This window comes from Streptomyces sp. NPDC029159 (assembly GCF_055564055.1).
In genome coordinates, this window is sequence record NZ_JBVHWT010000004.1 from 149,084 (window position 1) to 173,228 (window position 24,145).

The window sequence follows — 24,145 nt, forward strand, 5'->3', positions numbered from 1 at the left end:
GGGAATGAACAGCGAAATCAATTGGCAGAAGTCAAGCTTCTCCAACTCCAACACGCAGTGCCTCGAAACCGCCATAGTCGACGGTGAAATTCTCCTGCGCGAGAGCGACGACCCCACCGTCATCGTCAAAACCACCCCGGAAAAACTCGCCGCCTTCCTCCTCGGCGTGAAGAACGGCGAGTTCGACCACTTCGTCAGCTGAGGACTTTCCCGTAACCGTCGGTCGCCCTTGCGTTGCAGCAAGCGATCTCGTCTGTTGAGTGGCGCGGGGCGGGATCGTGGTGAACGTTGCCCGGTCGGGCACCAGACCTGCCCGGGAGTACCTGGCAACAAAAGGCCCTGCCCTGTAGAAATTGACGATTCCACGCCAGGGGAGGGTGTCCGTGTACGAGCAGGAGAGAGCGAAGTCGGAAGGGTCCCGGAAGGCCGCACGTCCCCGCCGGTCCGGGCAGGCCCCTCCCCAACAGATGCTGGGCCCGCTCGGTCTACAGCGGTCGGTCGGCAATGCGGCGGTCGTGCAGATGCTCCGTCAGTCCGGTCACCCATGGGCTCAGCCTGAGCAGCACCAGCACTCTGCCGGCTGCGGCCACCGAGGGGATTCGCCCGCCGTGCAGCGCTCAACCGTGCACGATGTACTGGGCACCAGCGGCAGTCCGCTCGACGAGGCCACCCGGACCGACATGGAGACCCGGCTCGGCGCGGACTTCTCCGACGTCCGTATCCACGAGGGCGGCCAGGCCCGCGCCTCTGCGGCCGAGGTCGGCGCTCGCGCGTACACGAGCGGGAATCATGTGGTAATCGGTGAGGGTGGCGGCGACAAGCACACCCTGGCCCATGAACTCACCCACGTCATTCAGCAACGTAAAGGCCCGGTCGCAGGGACCGACAACGGCCAAGGGCTTTCCGTCAGCGACCCGGGTGACCATTTCGAACGTGAAGCAGAGGCCAACGCGACGCGGGTGATGCAAAGCAGTACATCGCATCCTCAGCCAGCTGCGGCGCCCGCCGAGAGCAGTGGCGCCCCGGCTGGGAGCGCGATCCAGCGGCGGGTGATTCTCCGGGATTCGCAGGACTCGCAGAAGACGCGAGAGCTCAGCGACGAACAGAGCGTTCGGTCATTTCTCGACCAGTACAAGATATCCATCTCCACACTGGTCGAACAACGTGTTGCCGGACCTCTCGGAATTGCGGCGAAGGGCCGGGTTGGCTTCAAATCCAGCAATGCGATCAAGGAATTCATCACCGAAGAGCGGAATCACGTTTACGAGGACAGCGAGGCCGGCGCAAGAGAGCTGGCCGACGCCATCTGCGAACGAGTCCTCGCCCTCTTCGCGGCGCAGGAACAAGGCGCAGCCTCGCACGGGCGGCCGGCGGCCTTCGCCGCTGGCGCGCCGCACGGGCAGGTGGGCCCGCGACAGCCGGGCAGTGGCCATACCGGCTCATCGCACGGAGGTGGGGGAGACCGGGGCGCGGCCGATGTGCTGTCGCAGCTGGCCCGGCAGAGGCTGGCTGCACACACGCCGGAGAGCCCGTTCGCCACAGGTTTGGCCAGCGGAGTGCAGTCGGCTGTCACCGGTCGCGCCGCCGCGTTGACCGGGCCTTCGCCAAGTATGGAGAGCGTCTCGGAAGGGGCGCGCTGGGCTACCTGGGTCGCACTGGAGGGCGAGGACAAGGTGCGCCATGCAATGGAGCAGGCCGCAAAGCACGTGAGTCCCGAGGAAGGCCAGAAACTCCTGGAGCAGTTTGATAAAACGCTGGAGGCAAAGAAACGGGAAATGGAAGGCTCCGTTATCGGCTCCCTGGCGACGGGCGCGGCGATCGGCCAGGCCACGAATTTCATACCGCACCCCGGCCTCAAAGTGGCGGCCAAGCTTGGTTCGACCCTTCTCGGAGGTTTGGCGGCGGCCAAGAAGTTCGGTGACGGCGCGGAGGCCGTGCAGACCATCAGAGATTTCAGCCCCCAGACCTATGAGAATCTCCGGAATGCCCGCAACCAGGCCCTGGACCGGGAAGTCGATAACTATGTGGCGAGGAGCAGGGAGAACACGATGGAACAGATGAGGGACTTCAACAACTTCTGACGAGTTGGTGTGATCACATCAGTTGCGGAACCCTTGTAGCGAAGCGCGCTATCGCGGCAGCGACAGCTTCCGGCTGCTCGTCCGGGATGAAGTGGCCGGCGTCGGGCACGACGATTCCGGTGGTGTGGGCGGCCCAGGGGCTGAGGGAGGTGGCCATGTCCGGGATGGAGCCGTGGCTGCTGGAGATTCCGAGGACGGGCACGGTCAGGTGCTGCCGCTGGAGCGCCTCGCGGTTCTTGCGTGCCGACTCCGCGGCGTCCCGGTAGTACGCGAGGCAGGCGCGCAGGCCGCCGTCGGTGGCGACGGCGGCCGCGTAGTGGTCGAGTTCGGTGTCGTCGAACGTGTCGGGAGACAGGGCCTTCGCCTTCAGGAACCAGCCGAGGTACTCGCGTTCGCGGCCGGCGAGCAGCGTCTCGGGCAGGTCGGGCACGGCGTGGAACGCGAAATGCCAGGTTTTCCACGCGCGATCCGGGTCGGTGGGAATCGTCTCCGGGAGAGTGATGCCGGGAATTCCGGCATCGAGCAGGGCGACCCCGCGCAGGTGGCTTTCGAAGTTGAGGGCGAGGGAGAAAGCGACCCAGGCGCCGATGTCGTGGGCGACCAGGGAGTACGTCGACACTCCGAGCGCCTGCACGGCGGCGTGGACGTGCGCGGCGACCGTGTGCGTGTCGTAGCCGTGCGCCGGCCGCTCGGAGTGGCCCTGGCCCGGCAGGTCGATCGCGAGGACGCGGAACCGGCGGGTGAGGCTGGGCATCACCTTTCGCCAGGCCCACCAGGTCTGCGGGAATCCGGCGAGCAGGACGACGGCGGGGCCGTCCGGCCGTCCGCCTTCGACGGCATGGAGGCGGACGCCGTCCGCGTCGACCCAGCAGTGCGTGAATCCGGCCAGCTGCTGTAGGGGCAGGTCAGGGACGGGGTTGCTTTCGGAGACATGCGGAGTGCTGGTTGCCGGGCCGGTCACGGGATCCTCCATCGATGTCGGGCGGGTGGGGGGAAGGCTAACGCATCTTGAACCGATCAGTTCAAGATAGGATGGTGCGCAACACGGTCCGGACCCTCGACGCATCGGCAAGGAAGTGCCGCGTGGCAGGAAAGAAGCAGTTCGACATGGACGCGGCGCTCGACGCCGCGATGATCCAGTTCTGGCGCGACGGCTACGCCGACACCTCGTTGGACGATCTGTCCCGGGCGACCGGCCTGAACCGCAGTTCCCTCTACTCCTCCTTCGGGAGCAAGGACACGCTCTTCCTGCGCTGCCTGGATCGCTACGCCGCGCGCTATGGCGAGAAGTACGACGCCGCCCTGGCGCGTGCGGTCTCGGACCCCGCCGCCGCGGTCCGCGCGTTCTTCGACGTCACCCTTGAGCGCATCGCCGATCCCGCGCTGCCTGATGGATGCCTGATCGCCCAGTCCGCCATGGCCATTCCCGTGCTGAGCCCGAGCGTCGCGGCCCGCGCCGAGGAGGCGCTCGGCCTCCAGCGTCTGCGCCTGCGCACCGCGCTGAAGGCCGGGCGGCTGCCCGACCGGGACGCCGAGACCTTCGCCCTCCACGTGGCGGCCGTGAATCAGTCGCTCGCCGTCATGAGCCGGGCCGGGGCGAGCCCGGCGCAGCTCCGGGCCATCACGGACGTGACCGTGGACGCGCTGTCGCAGGCGTTGCGCGCGTAACGCGTCCGGTACGGCTTCGGGCCCGCGGGCCGGGACTCAGAGAACCGTCGCCCCCCGGCGCCGGAGCGACCGCGATCCGTACGGAACGGCACGTCCCCGACGCCGTCAGCGCCGCCGCGACCTTCTCCGCGCCCTCGGCGTCGGCGGCGAGGAACGCCGTGGTCGGGCCGGAGCCGGAGACCAGCGTGGCGAGCGCGCCCGCAGCCGCGCCCGCGTCGAGGGTGGCCGCCAGCGACGGGCGCAGGGAGAGCGCGGCGGGCTGGAGGTCGTTGACCAGCTCGCCCGCCAGGGCTTCCGCATCGCCCGCCGCGAGGGCGGCGAGGAGGGCGGGGGACGCGGCCGGTTCCGGGACATCGGTGCCGGCCGTGAGGCGGTCGAACTCGCCGTAGACCGCGGGGGTCGACAGGCCGCCGTCGGCGACCGCGAAGACCCAGTGGAAGGTGCCGCCGACGGGCAGCAGGGTCAGGACCTCGCCGCGGCCGGTACCCAACGCGGCGCCGCCGACCAGGCTGAACGGTACGTCGCTGCCCAACTCGGCGCAGATCTCCAGGAGTTCGTCGCGGGAGGCGCCGGTGCCCCAGAGGGTGTCGCAGGCCAGCAGGGCGCCGGCGGCGTCGGCGCTGCCGCCCGCCATGCCGCCCGCGACGGGGATGTCCTTCTTCAGGTGCAGATGGACATCGGGGGTGCGGCCGTGGCGGGCCGCGAGGAGGGTGGCGGCGCGGGCGGCGAGGTTGGTGGCGTCGAGCGGGATGCTGTCTGCGCCCTCGCCCTCGGCGGTGATCCGCAGCCCGTCCGCCGGGGCGGCGGTGACCTCGTCGTACAGGCCGACGGCGAGGAAGACGTTGGCCAGGTCATGGAAGCCGTCCGGGCGGGCGGCGCCGACCGCCAGCTGGACGTTGACCTTCGCCGGGACCCGTACCGTCACCGCCGCGCTCACCGCGTACCCCCCTGCTCGTCCTGCTGCTCGTGCTGCTTCGGCTTGTGCTCCGCGATGCGGGCGAATTCCTCGACGGTCAGTGCCTCGCCGCGGGCCTTCGGGGAGATCCCGGCGGCGGTCAGCGCCTCCTCGGCGGCGGGGGCGGAACCGGCCCAGCCCGCCAGCGCCGCCCGCAGCGTCTTACGGCGCTGGGCGAACGCGGCGTCGACCACCGCGAAGACCTCGTCGCGGGTCGCGGTGGTCTCCGGCGGTTGCCGCCGGACCAGCGAGACCAGACCGGAGTCGACGTTCGGCGCGGGCCAGAAGACGTTCCGGCCGATCGAACCGGCGCGCTTGACCTCGGCGTACCAGTTGGCCTTGACCGACGGCACGCCGTAGACCTTGTTGCCGGGGCGGGCCGCGAGCCGGTCGGCGACCTCCGCCTGCACCATCACCAGGGTGCGCTCCAGCGTCGGGAACGTCGCCAGCATGTGCAGCAGCACCGGCACCGCGACGTTGTACGGCAGGTTGGCGACGAGCGCGGTGGGCGCGTTGCCGGGCAGCTCGGTGACGTGCATCGCGTCGCTGTGGACCAGCGCGAAGCGGTCGGCGCGCTGCGGCAGCCGCGCCGCGACGGTCGCCGGGAGCGCCGCGGCCAGCACATCGTCGATCTCCACGGCGGTGACCGCGTCGGCCGCCTCCAGCAGCGCCAGGGTCAGCGAGCCGAGACCCGGGCCGACCTCGACGACGGTGTCGTCGGGCCGCACGCCCGCGGTCCGCACGATGCGGCGGACGGTGTTGGCGTCGATGACGAAGTTCTGGCCCCGCTGTTTGGTGGGGCGTACGCCCAGCGCGGCGGCCAGCTCGCGGATGTCGGCGGGGCCCAGCAGGGGGCCGGACTCGTCGCCGGTGGTGCTCTCACTCATGCCGAAGCCTCGCCACGCGCCGCCGGGGCGCGCCTTTCCGTTGTTCGCTCGCTGCGCTGGTTCACCGGTGCAGCTTACGGGCCGGACGGGGGTCGGCCCGCCCGCGCGGTCAGTAGCCGAAGGCGCGTGCCGTGTTCGCCGCGACGGCGGTGGCGAGCGCGTCCTCGGTGACGCCCTTGACCTCGGCCATCGCCCGCAGGGTGACGGGGATGAGATACGGGGCGTTGGGGCGGCCGCGGAACGGTGCCGGGGTGAGGAACGGGGCGTCGGTCTCGACCAGCAGCAGTTCGGCGGGGGCCACCGCGAGCGCGTCGCGCAGCGGCTGGGCGTTCTTGAAGGTGACGTTCCCGGCGAAGGAGAGGAAGTACCCGGCCGCCGCGCACTCCTTCGCCATCGCGGCGTCGCCGGAGTAGCAGTGGAAGACGGTGCGCTCCGGGGCGCCCTCCTCGCGCAGGATCCGCAGCACGTCGGCGTGGGCCTCCCGGTCGTGGATGACCAGCGCCTTCCCGTGCCGCTTGGCGATCTCGATGTGCGCCCGGAACGAATGCTCCTGGGCGGCCATGCCCTCGGCGCCGGTGCGGAAGTAGTCGAGCCCGGTCTCGCCGACGCCGCGGACGTGCGGGAGGGCGGCCAGCGCGTCGATGGCGGTCAGAGCGTCGTCCAGCGCCGCATCACCGCCGGGCTCGCGGGCGCCCTGCCGCGACCAGCCGTCGGGGTCGCCGAGGACGATGCGCGGCGCCTCGTTGGGGTGCAGCGCGACGGCCGCGTGCACCGCGTCGTACGCGGCGGCGGTCTCGGCCGCCCACCGCGATCCGGCCACGTCGCAGCCCACCTGCACGACCGTCGTGACGCCGACCGACGCCGCCTTGGCCAGCGCCTCCTCGACGGTGCCCTGCTGCATGTCGAGGTGGGTGTGCGAGTCGGCGACCGGCACCCGCAGCGGCTCGGGCAGCGGTGGCGGGGCGTCCTTCGCGGCCTTCGCCTTGGCTGCGGTGCCGCTCGGGGCGGCGGTGGGCGGGGCGGTCTCGGAGCCGGTGTCGTGCGGGGCCATGGCCGCGATCCTACGAGGACGGCGGCCACGGCCTCACCTCGCGGTCTCCGGGCGCCGGGCCCGGGCGCCGCGGATCAGCGGCGGTGGTGCTGGAAGGGGTGGAGCAGGTCGGAGAGGTGCCAGTGGTGCTCGCGCGGCGCGAGGGAGCTGCCGCCCTCCGGGCCGGCGGCGGGCCGCTTCGCCGGGGAGGCGGTGCGCTGGTGCAGGTTCTCGATCGCGTGGGACACCTTCGAGACCTCGCCCGCGCGCATGATCCGCACCACGGTCGAGCCGCAGCTGAGGCAGGACGGACTGGTCAGCGGGGACGGCACCCGCTCGCCGTCCGCGTAGTAGACGGCGTGCAGGACGCCCTTGACGTCCGCCTGGTGCCGTATCTCGTACGCCTGCTCCCAGCCGTGGCCGCAATGCATGCAGGCGAAGGCGTACGCCTCGTGAACAGGGGCATCGGTGGTGGGGTGGGTGTCGGGGTAGGTGGTGCGGATGTCCGCGATCTCACTCATGTGCCGCTCCTCTTGTCCGCAGGACAAGGTCTCCGGGGAACCGTGCGTCCCGGTCTCCAGTGGACTCCTGTCCCGGGCGAGGTGCGGCGGATGTTCTTACCTGTTGGCCCAGATTTGGCCCGCTCAAGGGCAAAGTCCGGGCCGTCCGGATGCTCCCTTTACCCTTCGAGACCGGCCGTTTACCTTCCGGCAGCGGCTTTCGGACACCGGACGCGGCCGGGCCGCTGGTCAGGCCCCGGCGGACTTCCCCTCGGCCTTCCCGTCGGCCTTCTCGGCGTTCTTCGCGGCGACCACCGCGTCGAAGACCTCGCGCTTCGGCAGCCCCGCATCGGCGGCGACCGCGGCGATGGCCTCCTTGCGGCGCTCCCCGGCCTCCTCCCGGACCCGCACCCGGCGCACCAGCTCCGCGGGGCCCAGCTCCTGCGGACCGGCCTCGGGAGCCCCCTCGACCACGATGGTGATCTCGCCGCGTACGCCCTCGGCCGCCCACGCCGCCAGCTCACCGAGCCCGCCGCGCTTGACCTCCTCGTACGTCTTGGTCAGCTCCCGGCAGACCGCGGCGCGGCGGTCGGTGCCGAAGACCTCGGCCATCGCGGCGAGGGTGTCGTCGAGGCGGTGCGGCGCCTCGAAGTAGACGAGGGTGCGGCGCTCGTCCGCGACCTCCCGCAGCTTGGTGAGGCGCTCACCCTGCTTACGGGGGAGGAAGCCCTCGAAGCAGAACCGGTCGACGGGCAGCCCGGACACCGCGAGCGCGGTCAGCACGGCGCTCGGCCCGGGGACGGCGGTGACCTTCACGTCCCGCTCGACGGCGGCGGCGACCAGGCGGTAGCCGGGGTCGGAGACGGACGGCATTCCGGCGTCGGTAACCAGCAGCACCCGGGCGCCGCCGGCCAGCGCATCGGCCAGCTCCGGCGTCCGGGCCGCTTCGTTGCCCTCGAAGTACGACACGATCCGGCCACCGGGCGTCACGCCGAGGCCCTGGGTGAGGCGGCGCAGCCGGCGGGTGTCCTCGGCGGCGATCACATCGGCGGCGGCGAGCTCGGCGGCGAGGCGCGGCGGGGCGTCCTCGATGTCGCCGATGGGCGTCCCTGCAAGTACCAGCGTTCCAGTCACGCCCCCATCCTCCCAGCCCGCGGGCGACGTCCTCGTCACACGGGCTGCGGCGTACCCGTCCGTCCACAGGCCGCTTCCCTACGATGGGCCGGGTGACCAGTGACACCGACGCCGTAGCCCGCGCCGCCGACGAGCCCGACCGGCGACCGCCCGCGTGGCAGCGCAGGCTGCGCCGCTTCGGCTACGCGGACGGCCCCCGGCCCGATGTCCGTACGCGGCTGGTGCCCCCCTTCCCGCAGCCCGGCACCCGGCTGTGGCAGCTGTGCGGCGCGAACCCGCTGCTGGCGGCGCGGCTCGCCCGCGCCTCGGGGTGGCTCGGGCCGCTGCTGGTGACGCTGGTCGCCGGAGTGCTGCGGTTCTGGCGCCTCGGCAGCCCGGACAAGGTGATATTCGACGAGACGTACTACCCGAAGGACGCCTGGTCGCTGCTCCAGTTCGGCTACGAGGGCACCTGGGACAAGAACGCCAACGACGCGCTCATCGGCCATCCGGCCCGGATCCTGCTCAACTCCGACCCGTCGTACGTGGTCCATCCCCCGATGGGGAAGTGGCTGATCGCCGTCGGTGAGTGGGCCTTCGGGATGAATCCGTTCGGCTGGCGGTTCACGGTGGCGCTGCTCGGCACACTGTCGGTGCTGCTGGTCTGCCGGATCGGACGGCGGCTGCTGCGCTCGACGGCGCTGGGCTGCCTGGCCGGTGCGCTGCTCGCCGTCGACGGGCTGCACTTCGTGATGAGCCGGACCGCGCTGCTGGACCTCATCGTGATGTTCTGGGTGGTCGCCGCGTTCGGCGCGCTGCTCCTGGACCGGGACCGTACGCGGGCCCGGCTGGCGGCGGCGCTGCCCGTCGACGCGGAGGGCCAGGCCCATCCGGACGGCACGGTCGGCGACCGGCTGCGGCTGGGCTGGCGGCCCTGGCGGCTCACCGCCGGGTTGTGCCTGGGCCTGGCGTCGGCGACGAAGTGGAACGGCCTGTACTTCCTCGCCGCGTTCGCCCTGATGTCCGTGGTGTGGGACATCGGCGCGCGCCGCACCGCCGGGGCGCGGCGCCCGGTGCGGTCGGTGCTGCGGCTCGACGTGGCGCCCGCGTTCGGCGCGACGGTCGTGGTGGCGGTGGCGACGTATCTGGCGTCGTGGTCGGGGTGGTTCGCCACCAAGGGCGGCTACTACCGCGAGTGGGCGACGACCCCCGAGGGCCACACCGGTGCCTGGACCTGGCTGCCGGACTGGCTGCGCAGCCTGTGGCACTACCAGACCGAGGTCTACGCCTTCCACACCGGCCTGACCACCCCGCACACCTACCAGTCGAACCCGTGGAGCTGGCTGGTCCTCGGCCGCCCGGTCTCGTACTTCTACGAGGACCCGAAGGCCGGACAGGACGGCTGCACCGCGGCGGAGGGCTGCGCCCGCGAGGTCCTGGCGATCGGCACCCCGCTGCTGTGGTGGGCCGCGTGCTTCGCCCTCGCGTACGCCCTCTACCGCTGGGCCTTCCAACGCGACTGGCGCGCGGGCGCGGTCCTGTGCGGGGTGGCCGCCGGGTATCTGCCGTGGTTCCTCTACCAGGAGAGGACGATCTTCCTCTTCTACGCCGTGGTGTTCGTGCCGTTCCTCTGCCTGGCGCTGGCCATGATGATCGGCGCGATCATCGGCCCACCGGGCTCCTCGGAACGCCGCCGCACCATCGGCGCGGTCGGCGCGGGCGTCCTCGTCCTGCTCATCGTGTGGAACTTCATCTACTTCTACCCGATCTACACGGGCCTGCCGATCCCGAAGTCGGAGTGGCACCGGCGGATGTGGTTCGACTCGTGGGTGTGAGGCGGGGCGGGCCGGCGGGTCAGCTCGCCGGATCCGCACCTGCCGCCACCACCGCCGCCAGCACCTCCCCCGCATGTGTCCACAGCAGCGCCCCGCCCGTGTTCGGGACGAGGTGGCGGCGGGCGCCGGGGATGCGGGTGGTGAGGCGGGCGCCGTGGTCCGGGGAGTGGGTGGTGTCCTCGGTGCCGTACCAGATGTCGGTGGGGACGGTGAGCGCGCCGAGGTCGAGGGGCCAGCGGGACATGGCGAGGACGGTGTCGCGGGCGTAGCCGGACGCGCCCTGGGCGAAGCCTTCGTCGAGGGCGCGGCGGTAGGCGGCGGCGAAGGGCGGGGAGTCGTAGACGGCGCGGTCGCAGGCGGGGCTCGTGGCGAGGACCATCTCGCGCATCGCTTCGGCGGTGAAGCCGGCGAAGAACTCCTCGGCGGCGGCCGGGTCGCGGGCGGTCAGTGCGACCAGGTCCCGTACGCCGGGGTCGAGGTCCTCCGCGGTGGCGACCTCGTCCGCGGCGGAGACCAGGGCCAGGGATCCGGCGACGCCCGCGGCGGCGCAGGCGAGGGCGAACGGGGCGCCCTGGGAGTTGCCGACGACGGCCGGACGGCCCAGGTCGCGGGCGGCGCACAGGGCCCGCAGGTCGGTGGCGAAGTCGGCGAGGGTGCGGCCGGGCGCCGGGGTGGAGGCGCCGAGGCCGGGGCGGTCGACGGAGACGAGGCGGACGCCGAGGCCGTCGACGACGTCCGCGCCGAAACCCAGCCACCGGCTGGTGGCCGCTCCCGGGCACAGCACCACGGGCCGGCCGTCCACCGGCCCCCACTCCGCCCAGCCGAGCAGCCGCCCGTCGGGCAGCCGGGCCGTACCGGTGCGGGCGGGGTCTCCGACGGGCGCGGGGCGCGCGGGTGGTGCGGTCATGGCGTCCATCCTCGGCGGGGACGGGAGGGGGCGCACCCGGTTTTCCGGCGGGTGGTCCCGGACGGGTGCGGGCCCCGAGGCGGCGGTGATCGGCGCCCCGCGGCAGGGTTCTGCCAGGCCACGGGGCCCCGCTGCGGACGGCCCGGCGGGCTCCTTTACAACAGGGAAAGCGGGGCGCACCGGGCCGTTCATCCGACCGTGCCCTGATCGAGACGGACCGGCACTCTCCGGGTTTCCGCCGTCCCATAGAGTGCGCACCAGGCCCCGGCTGAGCGGGGTGAGGCACTGGGAGGGGAACGGTCGCATGCGCCGTGAGGTGAAGTACGGGCTGATCGGCGGATCCGCGGCGCTGGTCGCCGGGGTGGTCGGCGGGTTCGCGCTGTTCGGCGGCGGTTCGGACGACACGTCCGCGTCGGGGGTGACGGCCACCGACGCCAAGAACGGCGGCTCCGGGGCGAAGGCCGGACCGGCCACCGCGCAGGAGATCGCCACCACGTCCCGGGACTTCCTGACCGCCTGGCAGTCCGCCGACGCCGCGAAGGCGGCGGAGCTGACCGACGACCCGGCATCCGCGAAGGCGGCGCTCGCCTCCTTCGCCAAGGAGACCCACTTCAACAACCTCACCGTCAAGCCCGGCGCCCCCAACGGCGACAAGGTGCCCTACACCGTCACCGCGCAGATCTCCTACCAGGGACAACAGGCGCCGTACTCCTACACCTCCGCGCTGCACGTCCGGCGGGACGGCGCCACCGGCAAGCCCCGGGTCAACTGGAACCTCGCCGTGCTCCACCCCTCCCTCACCAAGGGCGACACGCTGCGCACCGGGCCCTCCGGTACGGCGCCGATCAACGCGGTGGACCGCAACGGCAAGCCGCTGACCGCCAAGGACCACCCGGAGCTGGCGGGGGTGCTGGGCAGCCTCCAGGAGAAGTTCGGCGGCAAGGCGGGCGGTACGCCCGGGATAGAGCTGGCCGTCCGCCACGCCGCGGACGGCAAGAAGGCCAAGCCCGACACCACGCTGAAGGTCCTCTCCAAGGGCACCCCCGGCACGCTGAAGACCACCTTGGACGTCACGCTCCAGGAGATCGCGCAGAAGCAGGTCGACGAGCGGAAGAACGCCTCCGCCGTCGCCCTCAAGCCCAGCACCGGCGAGATCCTCGCGCTCGCCCACTCCCCCGCGAAGGGCTTCAACGTCGCCACCGGCGGCTCCCTCGCCCCCGGCTCCACGATGAAGATCGTCACCGCCGCGCTGCTCATGGACAAGGGCCTGACCTCGCCGGGCAAGCAGCACCCGTGCCCGAAGTACATGAAGGTCGCCGGGTGGAAGTTCCACAACGACCAGATGAGCGAGATCCCGCACGGCACCTTCGCGCAGAGCTTCGCCGCGTCCTGCAACAACGCCTTCATCGGTGAGGCGAAGAACCTCAACAACGACGATCTGACGGTGGAGGCGCGGGACGTCTTCGGCATCGGTCTCAACTGGCAGACCGGCGTCCCGACCTTCGACGGCATCGTGCCGGTGCAGGACGGCGCGCAGATGGGCGCGTCCCTGATCGGTCAGGGCGGGGTGCGGATGAACCCGCTGAACGTCGCCTCGCTCGCCGCGACCGCGCAGTCCGGCGTCTTCCGCCAGCCCTACCTCGTCTCCCCCGACGTCGACCACCGGAAGCTGGCGACCGCGGCGCGCAAGATGAAGCCGGCCACCGCCGCCGGGCTGAAGTCGCTGATGCGCACCACCGCGGTGGCCGGTACGGCGGTCAAGCCGATGGCCGGGCTGAGCGGCGACATCGGCGCGAAGACCGGTTCGGCGGAGGTCGACAACCAGAAGAAGCCGAACGCCTGGTTCACCGCGTACCGCAACGACATGGCCGCCGCGGCGCTCGTCCCGGCCAGCGGCCACGGCGGCGACAACGCGGGCCCGGTGGTCCGCGCCCTGCTCTCCGCGGGCTGACCGCGCCGCGCGGCGAAGCCGCTCCGTCCCGCCTCTCCGGCGGTGCGGGGCGGCTTCGCCGCACCCGGGAGATGAACGGAAGGTGGCCGGGGGAAGGCCGTGCGGCGTAAACGTCGTGAGCGGCTGGTGAGAGACTGCTCACCTTTCCATCGCGTGGCCCGTACACCCTTCGCTAGCGTGCGGGGCATGAGCGTCTTCCCGCCCAACCTGCCCGTTCCGGCAGCCGATCGGGCACGTGCCCGCCGGGCCGCCCTCATCCGCCGGCGCCGCGCCACCGCACCCGCGGCGAACGCCTCCGAGCCCACCGCATGACGCCTCTCGTCGTCGTGGCCGTGCTCATCGCCGCGGTCACCCACGCCAGTTGGAACGCCATCGCCCACGGCATCCGCGACCAGCTCCTCGCCTTCACCCTGGTCGGCGGCGCCGGTGCCGTCTGCGGCCTCGCCCTCCTCCCGTTCACCCCGCTGCCCGCGGCCGGTGCCTGGCCGTATCTCCTCGGCTCCGCCGTGCTGCACGTCGTCTATCAGGCGCTGTTGATGCAGTCGTTCCGGCTGGGCGAGTTCGGGCAGATGTATCCGATCGCCCGCGGTACCGCGCCGCTGGTCGTCACCGTCCTCGCGGCGCTCTTCGTCGGTGAGGTGCCCGGGCCCTGGGCGCTCGCCGGGGTCGCGCTGGCCTCGGCCGGGCTGCTCGGCGTCGCCCTGTGGGGGCTGCGCGGTTCGGGGGCGCGCCCGCACTGGCCGGCGCTTCTCGCGGCGCTCGCCACCGGCCTGGCCATCGCCTCGTACACCACCGTCGACGGGCTCGGCGTCCGGGCGTCGGGCACCTCGCTCGGCTACATCGCCTGGCTGATGCTGCTGGAGGGCATCTTCATCCCGCTCTGGGCGCTGGCGGTGCGGCGGCGCCAACTCCTCGTCCAGCTCAAGCCGTTCGCGCTGCGTGGTGCGGCCGGCGGGGTGCTGTCGGTGTTCGCGTACGGGCTGGTGCTGTGGGCGCAGACGCAGGCGGCGCTGGCGCCGATCGCGGCGCTGCGGGAGTCGTCGATCATCGTCGGTGCGGCCATCGGCGCACTGTTCTTCAAGGAGCGCTTCGGCGGGCCGCGGATCGCGGCCGCCGGGTTGATGGTGGTCGGTATCGGGCTGATGCTGCACAGCTGACCGGCCGACACGACGCGGGGCCCCGGCGCGGTGCCGGGGCCCCGCGTGCGTTCAGCGGGTGGCGGCGGCCAGGGCGCGGACGAGGGCCTGGGCGCGGGGGTCGGCGGTGACGTTCTTCTGCATGCCGTTGGTGACGTAGCCGAAGGCGAGGCCGGATTCGGGGTCGGCGAAGGCGAGTGCGCCGCCGCGCCCGGGGTGGCCGAACGAGCCGGGCGCCAGCAGCGGCGATGCGGCGCTGTGCAGCATGAAGCCCAGGCCGAAGCGGGTGCCGACGACGAGGGTGCGGTCCGGTCCGGCGGACTCCTCGGTGCGGGCCAGGGTCAGCGTGGCGGGGGCGAAGAGGCGCGGGTGCGCACCGGTGCCGTCGGCGTCGACCGGGCCGATGAGCGCGGCGTAGGCGCGGGCCAGGGAGCGGGCGGTGGCGATCCCGGCGGAGGCGGGCAGTTGGGCGGCGCGGTAGGCCGGGGCGTTCTCGTCGGGCGCCGGGGTGATGGCGGCGAAGGCGCGGCTGGTGAGGGAGGACGGGTCGCGGTAGGCGTCCGTCACCGACCGCTTGGGGCGCACCCGCAGGCCGCCCGCGGGGTCCGGCTCGGGCGAGGTGACGTCGGCGAGGCGTCCGGCGCGGGCCTGCTGACCGGGCGGCAGGCCGAGCCAGAGGTCGAGGCCGAGGGGGGCGGCGATCTCGTCGGCGATCCAGGCGCCGATGGTGCGGCCGGTGACCCGCAGGACCAGTTCGGCCAGCAACCAGCTGTAGGTCTGGGCGTGGTAGCCGTGGTCGGTGCCGGGCGTCCAGGCGGGGGCCTGGGCGGCGAGGGCGGCGGGGCCGCTGACGCCGTCGACGGCCTGCTCGGGGGTGAGCGGGGTGTCGAGGACGGGGAGTCCGGCGCGGTGCGAGAGCAGATGGCGGACGAGGACGCGGTCCTTGCCGGCGGCCTTGAACTCCGGCCAGTACGTGCCGACCGGTGCGTCCAGATCGAGGAGTCCGCGCTGGTGGAGCAGGAGCGGGACGACGGCGGCGACGCCCTTGGTGGCGGAGCGGACGACCTGGGCGGTGCCTTCCTCCCAGGGGGCGTCGGGGTGGCCGTCGGCGGCGGGGCCGAGGTCGTCGCCGCCGTCGCCGTGCTTCGTACCGGCCCAGAGGTCGACGACCTTGCGGCCGTCGCGGTAGACGGCCACGGCGGCGCCGTGCTCGCCGCGGTGGGTGAAGTTGGCTGCGAATGCGTCCCGGACCGGCTCGAAGCCGTCGTCGACCCTGCCCTGGACGTCCACCACTGTTTCCCGCTTCCCACTGTTCCGTCGCTTTGGTGACCCTTCAATGGTGCCTCGCGCGAAGCGGTGCTCATGACCGGGGCCGGTGCGGCGTGGGCTTCGTCACAGCGGTACGGAAACCCGTCTGCGGGCCCCGGGGGCGCCGAACCGGCGCGGCCGTACCGGACGGTGGGTACGCCTCGGTCCGGCGCCGCGGCGCGCCTCTCCGGCGCCCGCCGTGAACCGGCCGACGGCCCGCCCGGCTTGGGCGGAACCGTCCCGATGCCCCGCCCGGCCTGCCGTGTCCGTCCGCCGAGTTGCCGCCCGGCGGGGGCGGCGGAACGATGAGACGGATGAGCGACGCACACGAGGCCGTCGGACCCCACCCGGAGCCGGATGATGCCGCACCGCCCGGCCGGCTGCGCCGGATGCCGGTGCCGCCGGGCCCGCCACCCGCGTCCTACCTGCGGTATCCGCATCTGAACGGCGATCTGCTCTGCTTCACCGCCGAGGACGACCTGTGGGTCGCGCCCCTCGTCCCGGAGGGCGTCGAACCGGCGCCCGCCCGGCGGCTGACCGTCGACCGCACCCGGGTGGGCCACCCCCGTTTCTCCCCCGACGGCCGCCACCTCGCCTACACCACCTGGCGCTCCCTCGATCCGGAGATCCACCTCGTACCGGTCGAGGGCGGGCCCGCGCGGCGGCTGACGTACTGGGCCAGCACGGACGCCCGGGTCTGCGGCTGGACGCCGCCGGACGAGGACGGCGTCTCCCACATCCTCGCGGTCGCCTCGCACGGCCAGCCGTTCTCGTACTACTCGTGGGCGTACCGGCTCCCCGTCGAGGGCGGGCCCGGGGCGCGGCTGCCCTGGGGGCCGGTGTCCGACATCGCCGTCGCCGATGTGGCCGGGGAGCGGCGCACCCTGCTGCTCAGCGGGAAGCCGCCGCACGAACCGGCGTCGTGGAAGCGGTACCGGGGCGGGGCGATGGGCCGGATGTGGCTGCACGGGACGCGGCTGCTGCCGAAGCTGCGGGGCCATCTGGACGCGGTGATGTTCACCGGCGGGCGGATCGCGTTCCTCTCCGACCACGAGGGCGTCGGCAACGTCTACTCCTGTCTGCCGGACGGCTCCGACCTGCGCCGCCACACCGACCACGACGACTTCTACGCCCGGCACGCCTCGACCGACGGCTCCCGCATCGTCTACCAGTGCGCCGGGGACCTCTGGCTGGTCGACGACCTCTCCCCCACCGCCCGGCCCCGGAAGCTGGCCGTCCGGGTGGGCGGGCCGCGCACCGGGCGCCGGACGTACCAGGTGCCGACCGCCTCGAACGTCACCTCACTGGCGGTGGACACCACCGGCCGGGCCAGCGCGGTCGGGGTGCGCGGCAGCCTGTACTGGCTCACCCACCGCGACGGTCCGGCCCGCGCCCTGCACGACGTACCCGGTGTCCGGGTGCGGCTGCCGGAGATGCTGGGCGACACCGGGCGGATCGCGTACGTCACCGACGCGGAGGGCGCGGACGCGGTCGAGATCGCCGGGCTGCCGCGGGCCAGCGGGGTGGGCGAGCCGCGGCGGCTGGCGGCGGGGCGGCTGGGCATGGTCCAGGAGACGGTGGCGTCGCCGGACGGCACCTGCCTGGCGGTCGCCGCCCACGACGGCCGGTTGCTGCTGGTCGATGTGCGGCGCCCCGAGGAGCGGGAGGCGGCGGAGCCGCCCGCGGTGGAGGGCGACGACGAACCGGCCGAGCGCCAACTCCCCGACGAGGTCGCCGAGTTGATCCGGTCCGCCAACGGTCCGGTACGGGATCTGGCGTTCTCACCGGACTCGCGGTGGCTGACCTGGTCGCATCCGGGGATCGGCCGGTCGCTGCGGCAGATCAAGATGGCCCGGCTCGCCGACCGGATGATCGTGGACGTCACCAACGGCCGGTTCGAGGACGAGCAGCCGGTCTTCACCCGCGACGGCCGCTATCTGGCGTTCCTGTCCTGGCGCGGCTTCGACCCGGTCTACGACGTGCACACCGGCGATCTGTCGTTCCCGCTGGGCTGCCGCCCGCATCTGGTCCCGCTGTCGTCCGCGACGCCGTCGCCGTTCGCGCTGTCGCCGGAGGGCCGCCCGGCCGCCGGCGGACTCGATCCGGCCGAGAACCCGCCGGTATCGGAGGGCCCGGTGCTGGTCGAGGTGGAAGGGCTGCCCGAGCGGGTCACGCCGTTCCCCGTCGCCGCGTCGAAGTACTCCTCGCTGCGACCGGTCGCCGGGGGCGGTCTGGTGTGGCTGCGCTGGCCGATCTCCGGGGCGCTCGGCGAGACGTTCGCCAACCCGGACAACACCTCGGGCCAGCCCACCCTCGAACACTTCGACCTGGTCAAGGCGCGGCGCACCGAACTGACCTCCGCGCTCGACCGGTTCGCGCTCAGCGGCGACGGCACCCGGCTGGTCGTCAACGACGAGGGCGATCTGCGCGCCGTGCCCGCCACCGAGCAGGCGGACAGCGACTCGACGGTCCACCTCGACCTGCGGCGCATCCTCCACGAGGTGCACCCGGAGGCGGAGTGGCGGCAGGCGTACGAGGAGGCGGGCCGGATCGTCCGGGCGTACTTCTGGGACCCGGGGATGTCCGGCATCGACTGGGACGCGGTGCTGGCGCAGTACCGTCCGCTGCTGGACCGGGTCGCCACCCCGGACGAGTTCGCCGATCTGCTGCGGGAGGTCCTGGGTGAGCTGGGCACCTCCCATGCGTACGTCGCCGGGGCGCGGCGCAACGAGGGGCCGCCGCACTACCAGCGGGCGATGGGCCTGCTGGGCGCCAACTTCGTGCCGCGCGAGGGGCGGTGGGTGCTCAAGCGGATCCTGCCGGGCGAGTCGTCGGACTCCAAGGCCCGCTCACCGCTGGCCGGTACCGGCATCCGGGAGGGCGCGGCGCTGACCCATGTCGACGGCCGCCGGGTCGATCCGGTCGCCGGGCCCTCGCCGCTGCTGTCGGCGGCGGGCGGGACGACGGTGGAGCTGACGTTCGCCCCGGCGGAGGGGGCCGGGCCGCCGCGCCGGGTGGCGGTGGTGCCGCTGGTCGACGAGCGGCCGCTGCGCTACCAGGACTGGGTGCAGCGGCGCCGGGCGGTGGTCCGCGAGCTGAGCGACGGCCGGTGCGGCTACCTCCACATCCCGGACATGGGCGGCTCGGGCTGGGCGCAGTTCAACCGCGATCTGCGGATGGAGGTGTCGCGCCCGGCGCTCATCGTCGACGTCCGCGGCAACGCCGGGGGCAACATCTCCGAGCTGGTCATCGAGAAGCTGACCCGCACCATCATGGGCTGGGACCTCACGCGCGACGCGCAGCCCGTCTCGTACACGCAGAACGCGCCGCGCGGGCCGGTCGTCGCGGTCGCCGACGAGATGACCTCGTCCGACGGCGACATGATCACCGCGGCGTTCAAGCTCCAGGGCATCGGCCCGGTGGTCGGTCTGCGCACCTGGGGCGGGGTGGTCGGGATGACCGGCCGCCACCGGCTGGGCGACGGGACGACGATCACGGTGCCGATGAACGCGGCGTGGTTCAAGGTGTACGGCTGGGGTGTGGAGAACCACGGTGTCGAGCCCGACATCGAGGCGCTCCGCTCCCCGCTGGACTGGGCCGAGAACCGCCACCCCCAGCTCGGCGTCGCCGTCCGCACCGCCCTCGACCTCCTCGACCGCCACCCGGCGGCCACCCCTCCCGATCTCTCGGAGGTGCCGGACCTGCGACGACCGGAGCTGCCGCCGCGGTGAGGGGGCGGTACCGGGCGCGGCGGCGGGCCGGACGCCCCGGTCGGCCGTCTGCCGCATGTCGGGCCGGGCCCGCAGGCCGTCTGCCGCATACGGAAGGCGCACCCGGCGTGTGGTCCGGGTGCGCCTTCCGGGTACGGGGTGGGCCGCCGGGGTCAGTACCCGGTGGGCTCCGTCGGCTCGGTGCCGGGTTCGGGCTCCGGCCCGTCGGTGGTTCCGGCGCTGCGCCGGGCCGCTTCCGCGTCGGCCTCCGCGCGCGCCCGCTGCGCCAGTTGTTCGGCCTTGGCCTGGAACTGCTCCCTGAGCCCCATGCTGTTCACTCCCGTCGGATGTCGGGTGCCGGACGCGACCAGCCTTGCACGCACCCCCGCACCCCGCATTTCGATCAACCGGCGGGCGCGGGCCGGGCGGCGGGTGATCAACGGGGCGGCGCGGCCGGTGCGTTGACCGCCGGGCGGCGCCCGGCGCCCGGCCCGCCCTCACCCGCCGCGTGTCACGGCTCGGCACATGTCACGGCTCGGCGCGCGTCACCGTTCGGCGCGCGCCTTCTCGTCCGCCGCGCCGCCGGCGCCGACCAGCCCGACGTCCATCCCGTCGAGCCGGTCCCCGAACCGCCGCATCTCCCGCTGGCCGACCGTGCCGATGAGCGCCGGGAGGTAGCCGCGGACCGACTGCATCCCGCGCAGCCACCACTGGCCGTAGACGTGCGCCGAGCGCCGCTCGACACCGTCCGCGATCCGGTCGACGGCGGGCCCCAGCGGATACGTCTTGTTCGACGGCCAGGGCAGCCGGGAGCGCAACTCCCGCATGACGTCGTCCTGGTCCGCGCCGCGCACCATGTCCGTGTCGGTCCAGCTCAGATAGGCGACGCCGACCCGTACGCCCTTGTGCCCGACCTCGCCGCGCAGGCTGTGCGCGAACGCCTCGACACCGGACTTGGAGGCGCAGTACGCCGTCATCATCGGCGCCGGGGTGAGCGCGGCGAGCGAGGCGATCTGGAGGAAGTAGCCGCGCGACTCGGTGAGGACGGACAGGAAGGCGCGGGCGGTGACCGCGCCGCCGATGAGGTTGACCTCGATGACCCGCCGCCAGGCGTCCGGGTCGGAGTCGGCGAACGGGCCGCCGGTCGCCACCCCGGCGTTGGCGACGACCGCGTCGACCTTCCCGAACCGCGCCTTCACCTCGGCGGCGACCTGCGCCATCGCGGTGTGGTCGGTGACATCCGCGTACCAGTGGTGGGCCGGTCCGCGCAGCGAGACGGCGACCTCGCGGAGTGCGTCCGGCTCCAGACCGACCAGTGCGAGGGTGGCGCCGCGCGCCGACAGCTTGCGGGCCAGCAGCTCACCGACCCCGCGCGCCGCCCCGGTCACCACCACGACCTGCCCCTGAAGCCCGTTGCGCCGGCTCATGCCGCCTCCCCCTCGGTCTTGGTGTCCTTGCGGTGCGCGCCCGGCTCGGCGTCGGCGTCGGTGCCGGTGCCGGTGCCGGTGCCGGTGCCGGTGCCGGTGCCGGTGCCGGTGCCGGCTTTCTTTCCGGATGCCTTCCTGAGGGTTTCCTCGGACGCCGCTGCTTTCTGTCCGGCAGGCTCCCTGATAGATCCCCCGCCCGCGCCCTCCCCCGCCAGGTGCTCCGCCGCCAGGGCGCGCAGCCGGGTCGCCACCGCGCCCGGGTTCTCCAGCGGGGTCATGTGGCCCAGGCCCGGCAGTTCCGTCAGACGGCGGCAGTCGGGCAGGACGGACACCAGCCGGCGGGCGTGGACCACGGGGGTGAGCCGGTCCGCGGTGCCGACGACGACCTCCGTCGGGACGGACAGCCGCGCGGCGCCACCGGTGAGTTCGAGGCCGTACAGCACCCGCCCCCAGTGGGAGCGGACGCCGGTCGGGCAGGCGTGGATGATCCGGGCGCACGCCTCGACCTGCTCGGGGGAGGAACCGGCGCCCATCGTGGCGTACTTCAGGGCTGCCCTCGTGACCGGGCTGACGGGGCCGAGCGGCGCGCGGGAGCCGAGCATCAGCCGGTGCGCCCGGCGGCGGCCCTCGGGGGTGCGCAGCGGAATGACCCGCGATGCGGCGGAGAGGTCGGCGGCGCCGGTGCTGCACAGCAGGGCGGCGGCGGCCCGTTCGCGCAGTACGGGGCGGTCGGCCGCGGCCATGATCGTCATGCCGCCCATGGAGTGGCCGCCGACGACGGCGCGTTCGCCCGGTGCCAGCGTCGCCTCCAGGACGGCGATCAGGTCGTCGGCGAGGGCGCTGGTGCTGTAGCCGCCGGGCCCGGGGGCCGGGCTGCGGCCGTGGCCACGCTGGTCGTAGACGATGACGCGGTGGTCGGCGGCGAGGTCGCGGACGACGGGCGCCCAGAAGGCGGTGGAGCAGGTCCAGCCGTGGGCGAGGACGACGGCCGGGGCGTCCTCGGGCCCGTGGATCTCGGTGTACAGCCGGGCGCCGCCGGAGGCGACGTACCGCGTCCGGCGGGGCGGTGGCGGTGCGTACGGTCCGCTGGTGACGTGTCCGGGGCGCTTCATACGGCGGCCTCCTCGGAGAGGGTGGCGGGGGCGGGGGTGCGGCGGTCGGCCGGCGGGCGCAGCAGGGCGTACTCGGCCAGGTCGACATGGCGGGTCTCGCGCCGGAACTCGGCGGTGGTGCCGGGCCAGGCGGTGGTGTTGCGGCCGTTGGCGTCGAGGTACCAGCTGTCGCAGCCGCCGGTGGTCCACACGGTGCGTGCCATCCGCCGCTGCATCTCGTCGCTCCAGGCGGCCACCGCCTCGGGGCGGGCGTCCAGCGCGATCCGGCCGCCGAGGACGTCGAGTTGGTGCAGGTAGTCGGCGAGGTAGTTCAGCTGGGACTCGATCATGAGGATCATCGAGCTGTTGCCCAGGCCGGTGTTGGGGCCGATGAGGGTGAGGAAGTTGGGGAATCCATCGGCGCTGCCGCCGCGCAGCGACGCCATGCCGTCCTTCCAGCGCTCGGCGAGGGTGCTGCCGTCGGCGCCGGTGATGCGCTCGGCGATCGGCATGTCGGTGACGTGGAAGCCGGTGCCGAAGACGATCGCGTCGGCCTCGGTGCGGCTGCCGTCGGAGCCGATGAGGGTGGCGCCGTCGACCTCCCGCAGCCCGGCGGCGATCACGTCGACATTCGGCCTGGTGAGCGCCGGGTAGTAGCTGTTGGACAGCAGGATCCGCTTGCAGCCGATGCGGTAGTCGGGGGTGAGCTTGGCGCGCAGCGCGGGGTCCTTGACCGCCAGCCGCATGTGCGCGCGGCCGACGGCCTCGACCAGACCGAGCGTGTTCGGCCGCTTGGTGAAGGCGCTGACCTGGAGTTCCCGGATGCCCCAGAGGATTCCGCGGCGGGCCGCGCGAGTGGCGGGCACCTTGGCGTGCAGCCGGCGCTCCAGCCCGGTGATCTTGCGGTCGGCGCGCGGCAGCACCCAGGCGGGGGTGCGTTGGAAGAGGCTGAGGCGGCCGACCTCGGGCTGGATGGCCGGGACGATCTGGATGGCGGAGGCGCCGGTGCCGATCATGGCGACGCGCTTGCCGCGCAGGTCGTAGTCGTGGTCCCAGCGGGCGGAGTGGAACACCTTGCCGGGGAAGCCGTCGAGGCCGGGGATGTCGGGGATCTTCGGGTCGGAGAGCGGCCCGGTCGCCGAGACGAGGACATCGGCGGTGAGCGGTCCGCGGGCCGTCTCGATCTCCCAGCGCAGCGCGTCACCGTCCCACCGCGCGCGCTCCACCTCGGAGTGGAAGCGCAGGTGGGGGCGGATGCCGAAGGTGTCCGCGACATGCTCCAGATAGGCGCGGATGTGCGGCTGCCCGGAGAAGTTCCGCGGCCACCGGGGGTTGGGGGCGAAGGAGAACGAGTAGAGGTGCGAGGGAACGTCGCATGCGCACCCGGGATAGCTGTTGTCCCGCCAGGTGCCGCCCACCGATCCGGCGCGCTCCAGCACCACGAAGTCGGTGATCCCCTCCCGGCGCAGCCGCACGGCCGCCCCCAGACCGCCGAACCCCGATCCGATCACCGCCACCCGCACGTGTTCCCGCTCGGACATGCCACCGCCTCCCCGGATCACCAACACCGCCGATCGCGCCAGCAATCACTGGCACGGTTGGAGCGTAAGGCAGCTCCGTACCGAGCGGTAGAGGCCGCGCGCAAGGAAGTTACCGGCGGTTGCACCCCGGGCCGCCAGGATGCGCCGCGCATAAGGTGACCGGGTGGCCGCGAACGAGAACCCGAACGACAAACAGCGCGAGTTCCGGATGGCGGAGCTGGCCGCCGAAGCCGGTATCACCGTCCGGACGCTGCGCTTCTACCGCGAGCGCAAGCTGATCCCGCCGCCGCGCCGCGAGGGCCGTATCGCCTGGTACAACGAGCACCACCTGGCCCGGCTCCGCTCGATCGCCGCCCTCCTGGAGCGCGGCCACACGCTCGGCGGCATCACCGAACTCCTCGCCGCCTTCGAGAGCGGCCGCGACGTCGGCGAACTCCTGGGCCTGGACGCGACGTTCACGACCCCCTGGTCGGACGAGACCCCGGTCCGCCTCACCCCCGAGGAACTGGCCGACCACTACAGCGGCGACGTCACCGCCGAGAACCTCGCCACCTCACTCGACATCGGCTATCTCGCCGTCGACGGCGACGAGTTCGTCCACACCAGCCGCCGCCTCCTGGACGCCTCCACCACCCTCGTCGCCCGGGGCATCCCGCTCGCCGCCGTCCTGGAGGCGGGCCGCGCCGTCCGCACCCACGCCGACGCCGTCGCCGCCATCGCGGCAACCCTCTTCCGCACCCACCTCATCACCCCACCCACGGGCACACCCCCCGCCCCCCAGGAGATCGCCCACCTCACCGCCACCCTCGAAGAGCTCCACCCCGTCTTCCAGGCCGTCATCGACGCGGAGATCACCATGGCGATGGACCGCCGGGTGCGCGCGGAGCTGGAGTGCTGGGTACGGGGGGAGAGGGCGGACGGGGACGGGGAGCGGGCGGACGATGGGGGCCGCACACAGGACGAAGGCGGCGCCTGACCCGGCACCGCCTCCGCCCCTCAGCCCTC

At 73.2% G+C, this 24,145-nt stretch carries 21 protein-coding genes; 9 read left to right on the plus strand and 12 right to left on the minus strand.

The window, feature by feature from the left end; genetic code table 11:
- The first annotated feature begins 4 nt into the window (after positions 1–4).
- On the plus strand, positions 5–202 hold the full coding sequence (locus ACZ4U4_RS10260) for a DUF397 domain-containing protein (RefSeq protein ID WP_467871261.1): 198 nt from the start codon (positions 5–7) through the stop codon (positions 200–202).
- 421 nt (positions 203–623) lie between these two features.
- Positions 624–2,081 (plus strand): eCIS core domain-containing protein, encoded by a 1,458-nt coding sequence (locus tag ACZ4U4_RS10265; protein ID WP_467871264.1) that lies wholly within the window; start codon positions 624–626, stop codon positions 2,079–2,081.
- Between the two features lie 13 nt (positions 2,082–2,094).
- On the opposite strand, the gene ACZ4U4_RS10270 is transcribed toward ACZ4U4_RS10265, so the two are convergent.
- The gene (locus tag ACZ4U4_RS10270; protein ID WP_467871267.1) at positions 2,095–3,054 is read right to left on the minus strand and encodes an alpha/beta fold hydrolase; all 960 of its coding nucleotides are present in this window, start codon (positions 3,052–3,054) and stop codon (positions 2,095–2,097) included.
- A 110-nt stretch (positions 3,055–3,164) separates the two neighbouring features.
- Between ACZ4U4_RS10270 and ACZ4U4_RS10275 the strand changes: the two genes are divergently transcribed.
- A complete protein-coding gene (locus ACZ4U4_RS10275) occupies positions 3,165–3,749 on the plus strand; it encodes a TetR/AcrR family transcriptional regulator (protein ID WP_467871270.1) in 585 nt (194 codons plus the stop codon).
- Here the strand turns inward: ACZ4U4_RS10275 and ACZ4U4_RS10280 are convergent.
- From ACZ4U4_RS10280 to rsmI, 5 genes are all read right to left on the minus strand, one after another.
- Positions 3,703–4,686 (minus strand): 4-(cytidine 5'-diphospho)-2-C-methyl-D-erythritol kinase, encoded by a 984-nt coding sequence (locus tag ACZ4U4_RS10280; RefSeq protein ID WP_467871272.1) that lies wholly within the window; start codon positions 4,684–4,686, stop codon positions 3,703–3,705. The genes ACZ4U4_RS10275 and ACZ4U4_RS10280 overlap by 47 nt on opposite strands.
- Complete coding sequence (rsmA, locus tag ACZ4U4_RS10285) at positions 4,683–5,591, minus strand: 16S rRNA (adenine(1518)-N(6)/adenine(1519)-N(6))-dimethyltransferase RsmA (protein ID WP_467871274.1); 909 nt, start codon at positions 5,589–5,591, stop codon at positions 4,683–4,685. The genes ACZ4U4_RS10280 and rsmA overlap by 4 nt, the downstream gene beginning before the upstream one ends.
- A gap of 109 nt (positions 5,592–5,700) precedes the next feature.
- Entirely contained in the window at positions 5,701–6,642 is a 942-nt protein-coding gene (locus ACZ4U4_RS10290; RefSeq protein ID WP_467871277.1) for a TatD family hydrolase, read from the minus strand.
- A 74-nt stretch (positions 6,643–6,716) separates the two neighbouring features.
- Positions 6,717–7,142 carry a hypothetical protein gene (locus ACZ4U4_RS10295; RefSeq protein WP_467871279.1) on the minus strand — a complete coding sequence of 142 codons (426 nt, stop codon included), beginning with the start codon at positions 7,140–7,142 and terminating at the stop codon, positions 6,717–6,719.
- 228 nt (positions 7,143–7,370) lie between these two features.
- The gene (gene rsmI, locus ACZ4U4_RS10300) at positions 7,371–8,255 is read right to left on the minus strand and encodes a 16S rRNA (cytidine(1402)-2'-O)-methyltransferase (protein WP_467871282.1); all 885 of its coding nucleotides are present in this window, start codon (positions 8,253–8,255) and stop codon (positions 7,371–7,373) included.
- 83 nt (positions 8,256–8,338) lie between these two features.
- Between rsmI and ACZ4U4_RS10305 the strand changes: the two genes are divergently transcribed.
- The gene (locus tag ACZ4U4_RS10305) at positions 8,339–10,069 is read left to right on the plus strand and encodes a dolichyl-phosphate-mannose--protein mannosyltransferase (protein ID WP_467871285.1); all 1,731 of its coding nucleotides are present in this window, start codon (positions 8,339–8,341) and stop codon (positions 10,067–10,069) included.
- Positions 10,070–10,088: 19 nt separating this feature from the next.
- On the opposite strand, the gene ACZ4U4_RS10310 is transcribed toward ACZ4U4_RS10305, so the two are convergent.
- Complete coding sequence (locus tag ACZ4U4_RS10310) at positions 10,089–10,976, minus strand: alpha/beta fold hydrolase (protein WP_467871288.1); 888 nt, start codon at positions 10,974–10,976, stop codon at positions 10,089–10,091.
- 304 nt (positions 10,977–11,280) lie between these two features.
- Here ACZ4U4_RS10310 and ACZ4U4_RS10315 point away from each other — a divergent pair, with 304 nt between their 5' ends.
- The 3 genes from ACZ4U4_RS10315 to ACZ4U4_RS10325 all read left to right on the plus strand — a co-directional run bounded on the left by ACZ4U4_RS10315 (position 11,281) and on the right by ACZ4U4_RS10325 (position 14,084).
- Positions 11,281–12,927 (plus strand): penicillin-binding transpeptidase domain-containing protein, encoded by a 1,647-nt coding sequence (locus ACZ4U4_RS10315; RefSeq protein ID WP_467871291.1) that lies wholly within the window; start codon positions 11,281–11,283, stop codon positions 12,925–12,927.
- A gap of 186 nt (positions 12,928–13,113) precedes the next feature.
- Positions 13,114–13,239 carry a hypothetical protein gene (locus tag ACZ4U4_RS10320; protein ID WP_281179959.1) on the plus strand — a complete coding sequence of 42 codons (126 nt, stop codon included), beginning with the start codon at positions 13,114–13,116 and terminating at the stop codon, positions 13,237–13,239.
- Positions 13,236–14,084, plus strand: a complete 849-nt coding sequence (locus tag ACZ4U4_RS10325; protein WP_467871295.1) for an EamA family transporter — start codon at positions 13,236–13,238, stop codon at positions 14,082–14,084. The genes ACZ4U4_RS10320 and ACZ4U4_RS10325 overlap by 4 nt, the downstream gene beginning before the upstream one ends.
- A gap of 51 nt (positions 14,085–14,135) precedes the next feature.
- Here ACZ4U4_RS10325 and ACZ4U4_RS10330 read toward each other — a convergent pair whose 3' ends face one another.
- Entirely contained in the window at positions 14,136–15,356 is a 1,221-nt protein-coding gene (locus tag ACZ4U4_RS10330; RefSeq protein WP_467871298.1) for a serine hydrolase domain-containing protein, read from the minus strand.
- A 404-nt stretch (positions 15,357–15,760) separates the two neighbouring features.
- Here ACZ4U4_RS10330 and ACZ4U4_RS10335 point away from each other — a divergent pair, with 404 nt between their 5' ends.
- Positions 15,761–19,102, plus strand: a complete 3,342-nt coding sequence (locus tag ACZ4U4_RS10335; protein WP_467872075.1) for a S41 family peptidase — start codon at positions 15,761–15,763, stop codon at positions 19,100–19,102.
- 152 nt (positions 19,103–19,254) lie between these two features.
- Here ACZ4U4_RS10335 and ACZ4U4_RS10340 read toward each other — a convergent pair whose 3' ends face one another.
- The 4 genes from ACZ4U4_RS10340 to ACZ4U4_RS10355 form a co-directional block, all read right to left on the minus strand.
- On the minus strand, positions 19,255–19,410 hold the full coding sequence (locus tag ACZ4U4_RS10340) for a hypothetical protein (RefSeq protein ID WP_391644159.1): 156 nt from the start codon (positions 19,408–19,410) through the stop codon (positions 19,255–19,257).
- A gap of 216 nt (positions 19,411–19,626) precedes the next feature.
- A complete protein-coding gene (locus ACZ4U4_RS10345) occupies positions 19,627–20,508 on the minus strand; it encodes an SDR family oxidoreductase (protein ID WP_467871300.1) in 882 nt (293 codons plus the stop codon).
- A complete protein-coding gene (locus ACZ4U4_RS10350) occupies positions 20,505–21,620 on the minus strand; it encodes an alpha/beta fold hydrolase (RefSeq protein ID WP_467871302.1) in 1,116 nt (371 codons plus the stop codon). Before ACZ4U4_RS10350 ends, ACZ4U4_RS10345 begins: the two co-directional genes overlap by 4 nt.
- The gene (locus tag ACZ4U4_RS10355) at positions 21,617–23,140 is read right to left on the minus strand and encodes a flavin-containing monooxygenase (RefSeq protein WP_467871305.1); all 1,524 of its coding nucleotides are present in this window, start codon (positions 23,138–23,140) and stop codon (positions 21,617–21,619) included. Before ACZ4U4_RS10355 ends, ACZ4U4_RS10350 begins: the two co-directional genes overlap by 4 nt.
- Positions 23,141–23,303: 163 nt before the next feature.
- On the opposite strand from ACZ4U4_RS10355, the gene ACZ4U4_RS10360 reads away from it, so the two are divergent.
- Positions 23,304–24,116, plus strand: a complete 813-nt coding sequence (locus ACZ4U4_RS10360; RefSeq protein ID WP_467871307.1) for a MerR family transcriptional regulator — start codon at positions 23,304–23,306, stop codon at positions 24,114–24,116.
- Positions 24,117–24,145 lie beyond the last annotated feature (29 nt).

Coding starts and splice junctions, on each gene's coding strand:
- ACZ4U4_RS10270 (WP_467871267.1), bottom strand. CDS start 3,054: ATGGAGGATCCCGTGACCGGCCCGGCAACCAGCACTCCGCATGTCTCC.
- ACZ4U4_RS10320 (WP_281179959.1), top strand. CDS start 13,114: ATGAGCGTCTTCCCGCCCAACCTGCCCGTTCCGGCAGCCGATCGGGCA.
- ACZ4U4_RS10305 (WP_467871285.1), top strand. CDS start 8,339: ATGGGCCGGGTGACCAGTGACACCGACGCCGTAGCCCGCGCCGCCGAC.
- ACZ4U4_RS10350 (WP_467871302.1), bottom strand. CDS start 21,620: ATGAAGCGCCCCGGACACGTCACCAGCGGACCGTACGCACCGCCACCG.
- rsmA (WP_467871274.1), bottom strand. CDS start 5,591: ATGAGTGAGAGCACCACCGGCGACGAGTCCGGCCCCCTGCTGGGCCCC.
- ACZ4U4_RS10325 (WP_467871295.1), top strand. CDS start 13,236: ATGACGCCTCTCGTCGTCGTGGCCGTGCTCATCGCCGCGGTCACCCAC.
- ACZ4U4_RS10310 (WP_467871288.1), bottom strand. CDS start 10,976: ATGACCGCACCACCCGCGCGCCCCGCGCCCGTCGGAGACCCCGCCCGC.
- ACZ4U4_RS10295 (WP_467871279.1), bottom strand. CDS start 7,142: ATGAGTGAGATCGCGGACATCCGCACCACCTACCCCGACACCCACCCC.
- ACZ4U4_RS10355 (WP_467871305.1), bottom strand. CDS start 23,140: ATGTCCGAGCGGGAACACGTGCGGGTGGCGGTGATCGGATCGGGGTTC.
- ACZ4U4_RS10315 (WP_467871291.1), top strand. CDS start 11,281: ATGCGCCGTGAGGTGAAGTACGGGCTGATCGGCGGATCCGCGGCGCTG.
- ACZ4U4_RS10340 (WP_391644159.1), bottom strand. CDS start 19,410: ATGGGGCTCAGGGAGCAGTTCCAGGCCAAGGCCGAACAACTGGCGCAG.
- ACZ4U4_RS10335 (WP_467872075.1), top strand. CDS start 15,761: ATGCCGGTGCCGCCGGGCCCGCCACCCGCGTCCTACCTGCGGTATCCG.
- ACZ4U4_RS10290 (WP_467871277.1), bottom strand. CDS start 6,642: ATGGCCCCGCACGACACCGGCTCCGAGACCGCCCCGCCCACCGCCGCC.
- ACZ4U4_RS10260 (WP_467871261.1), top strand. CDS start 5: ATGAACAGCGAAATCAATTGGCAGAAGTCAAGCTTCTCCAACTCCAAC.
- ACZ4U4_RS10345 (WP_467871300.1), bottom strand. CDS start 20,508: ATGAGCCGGCGCAACGGGCTTCAGGGGCAGGTCGTGGTGGTGACCGGG.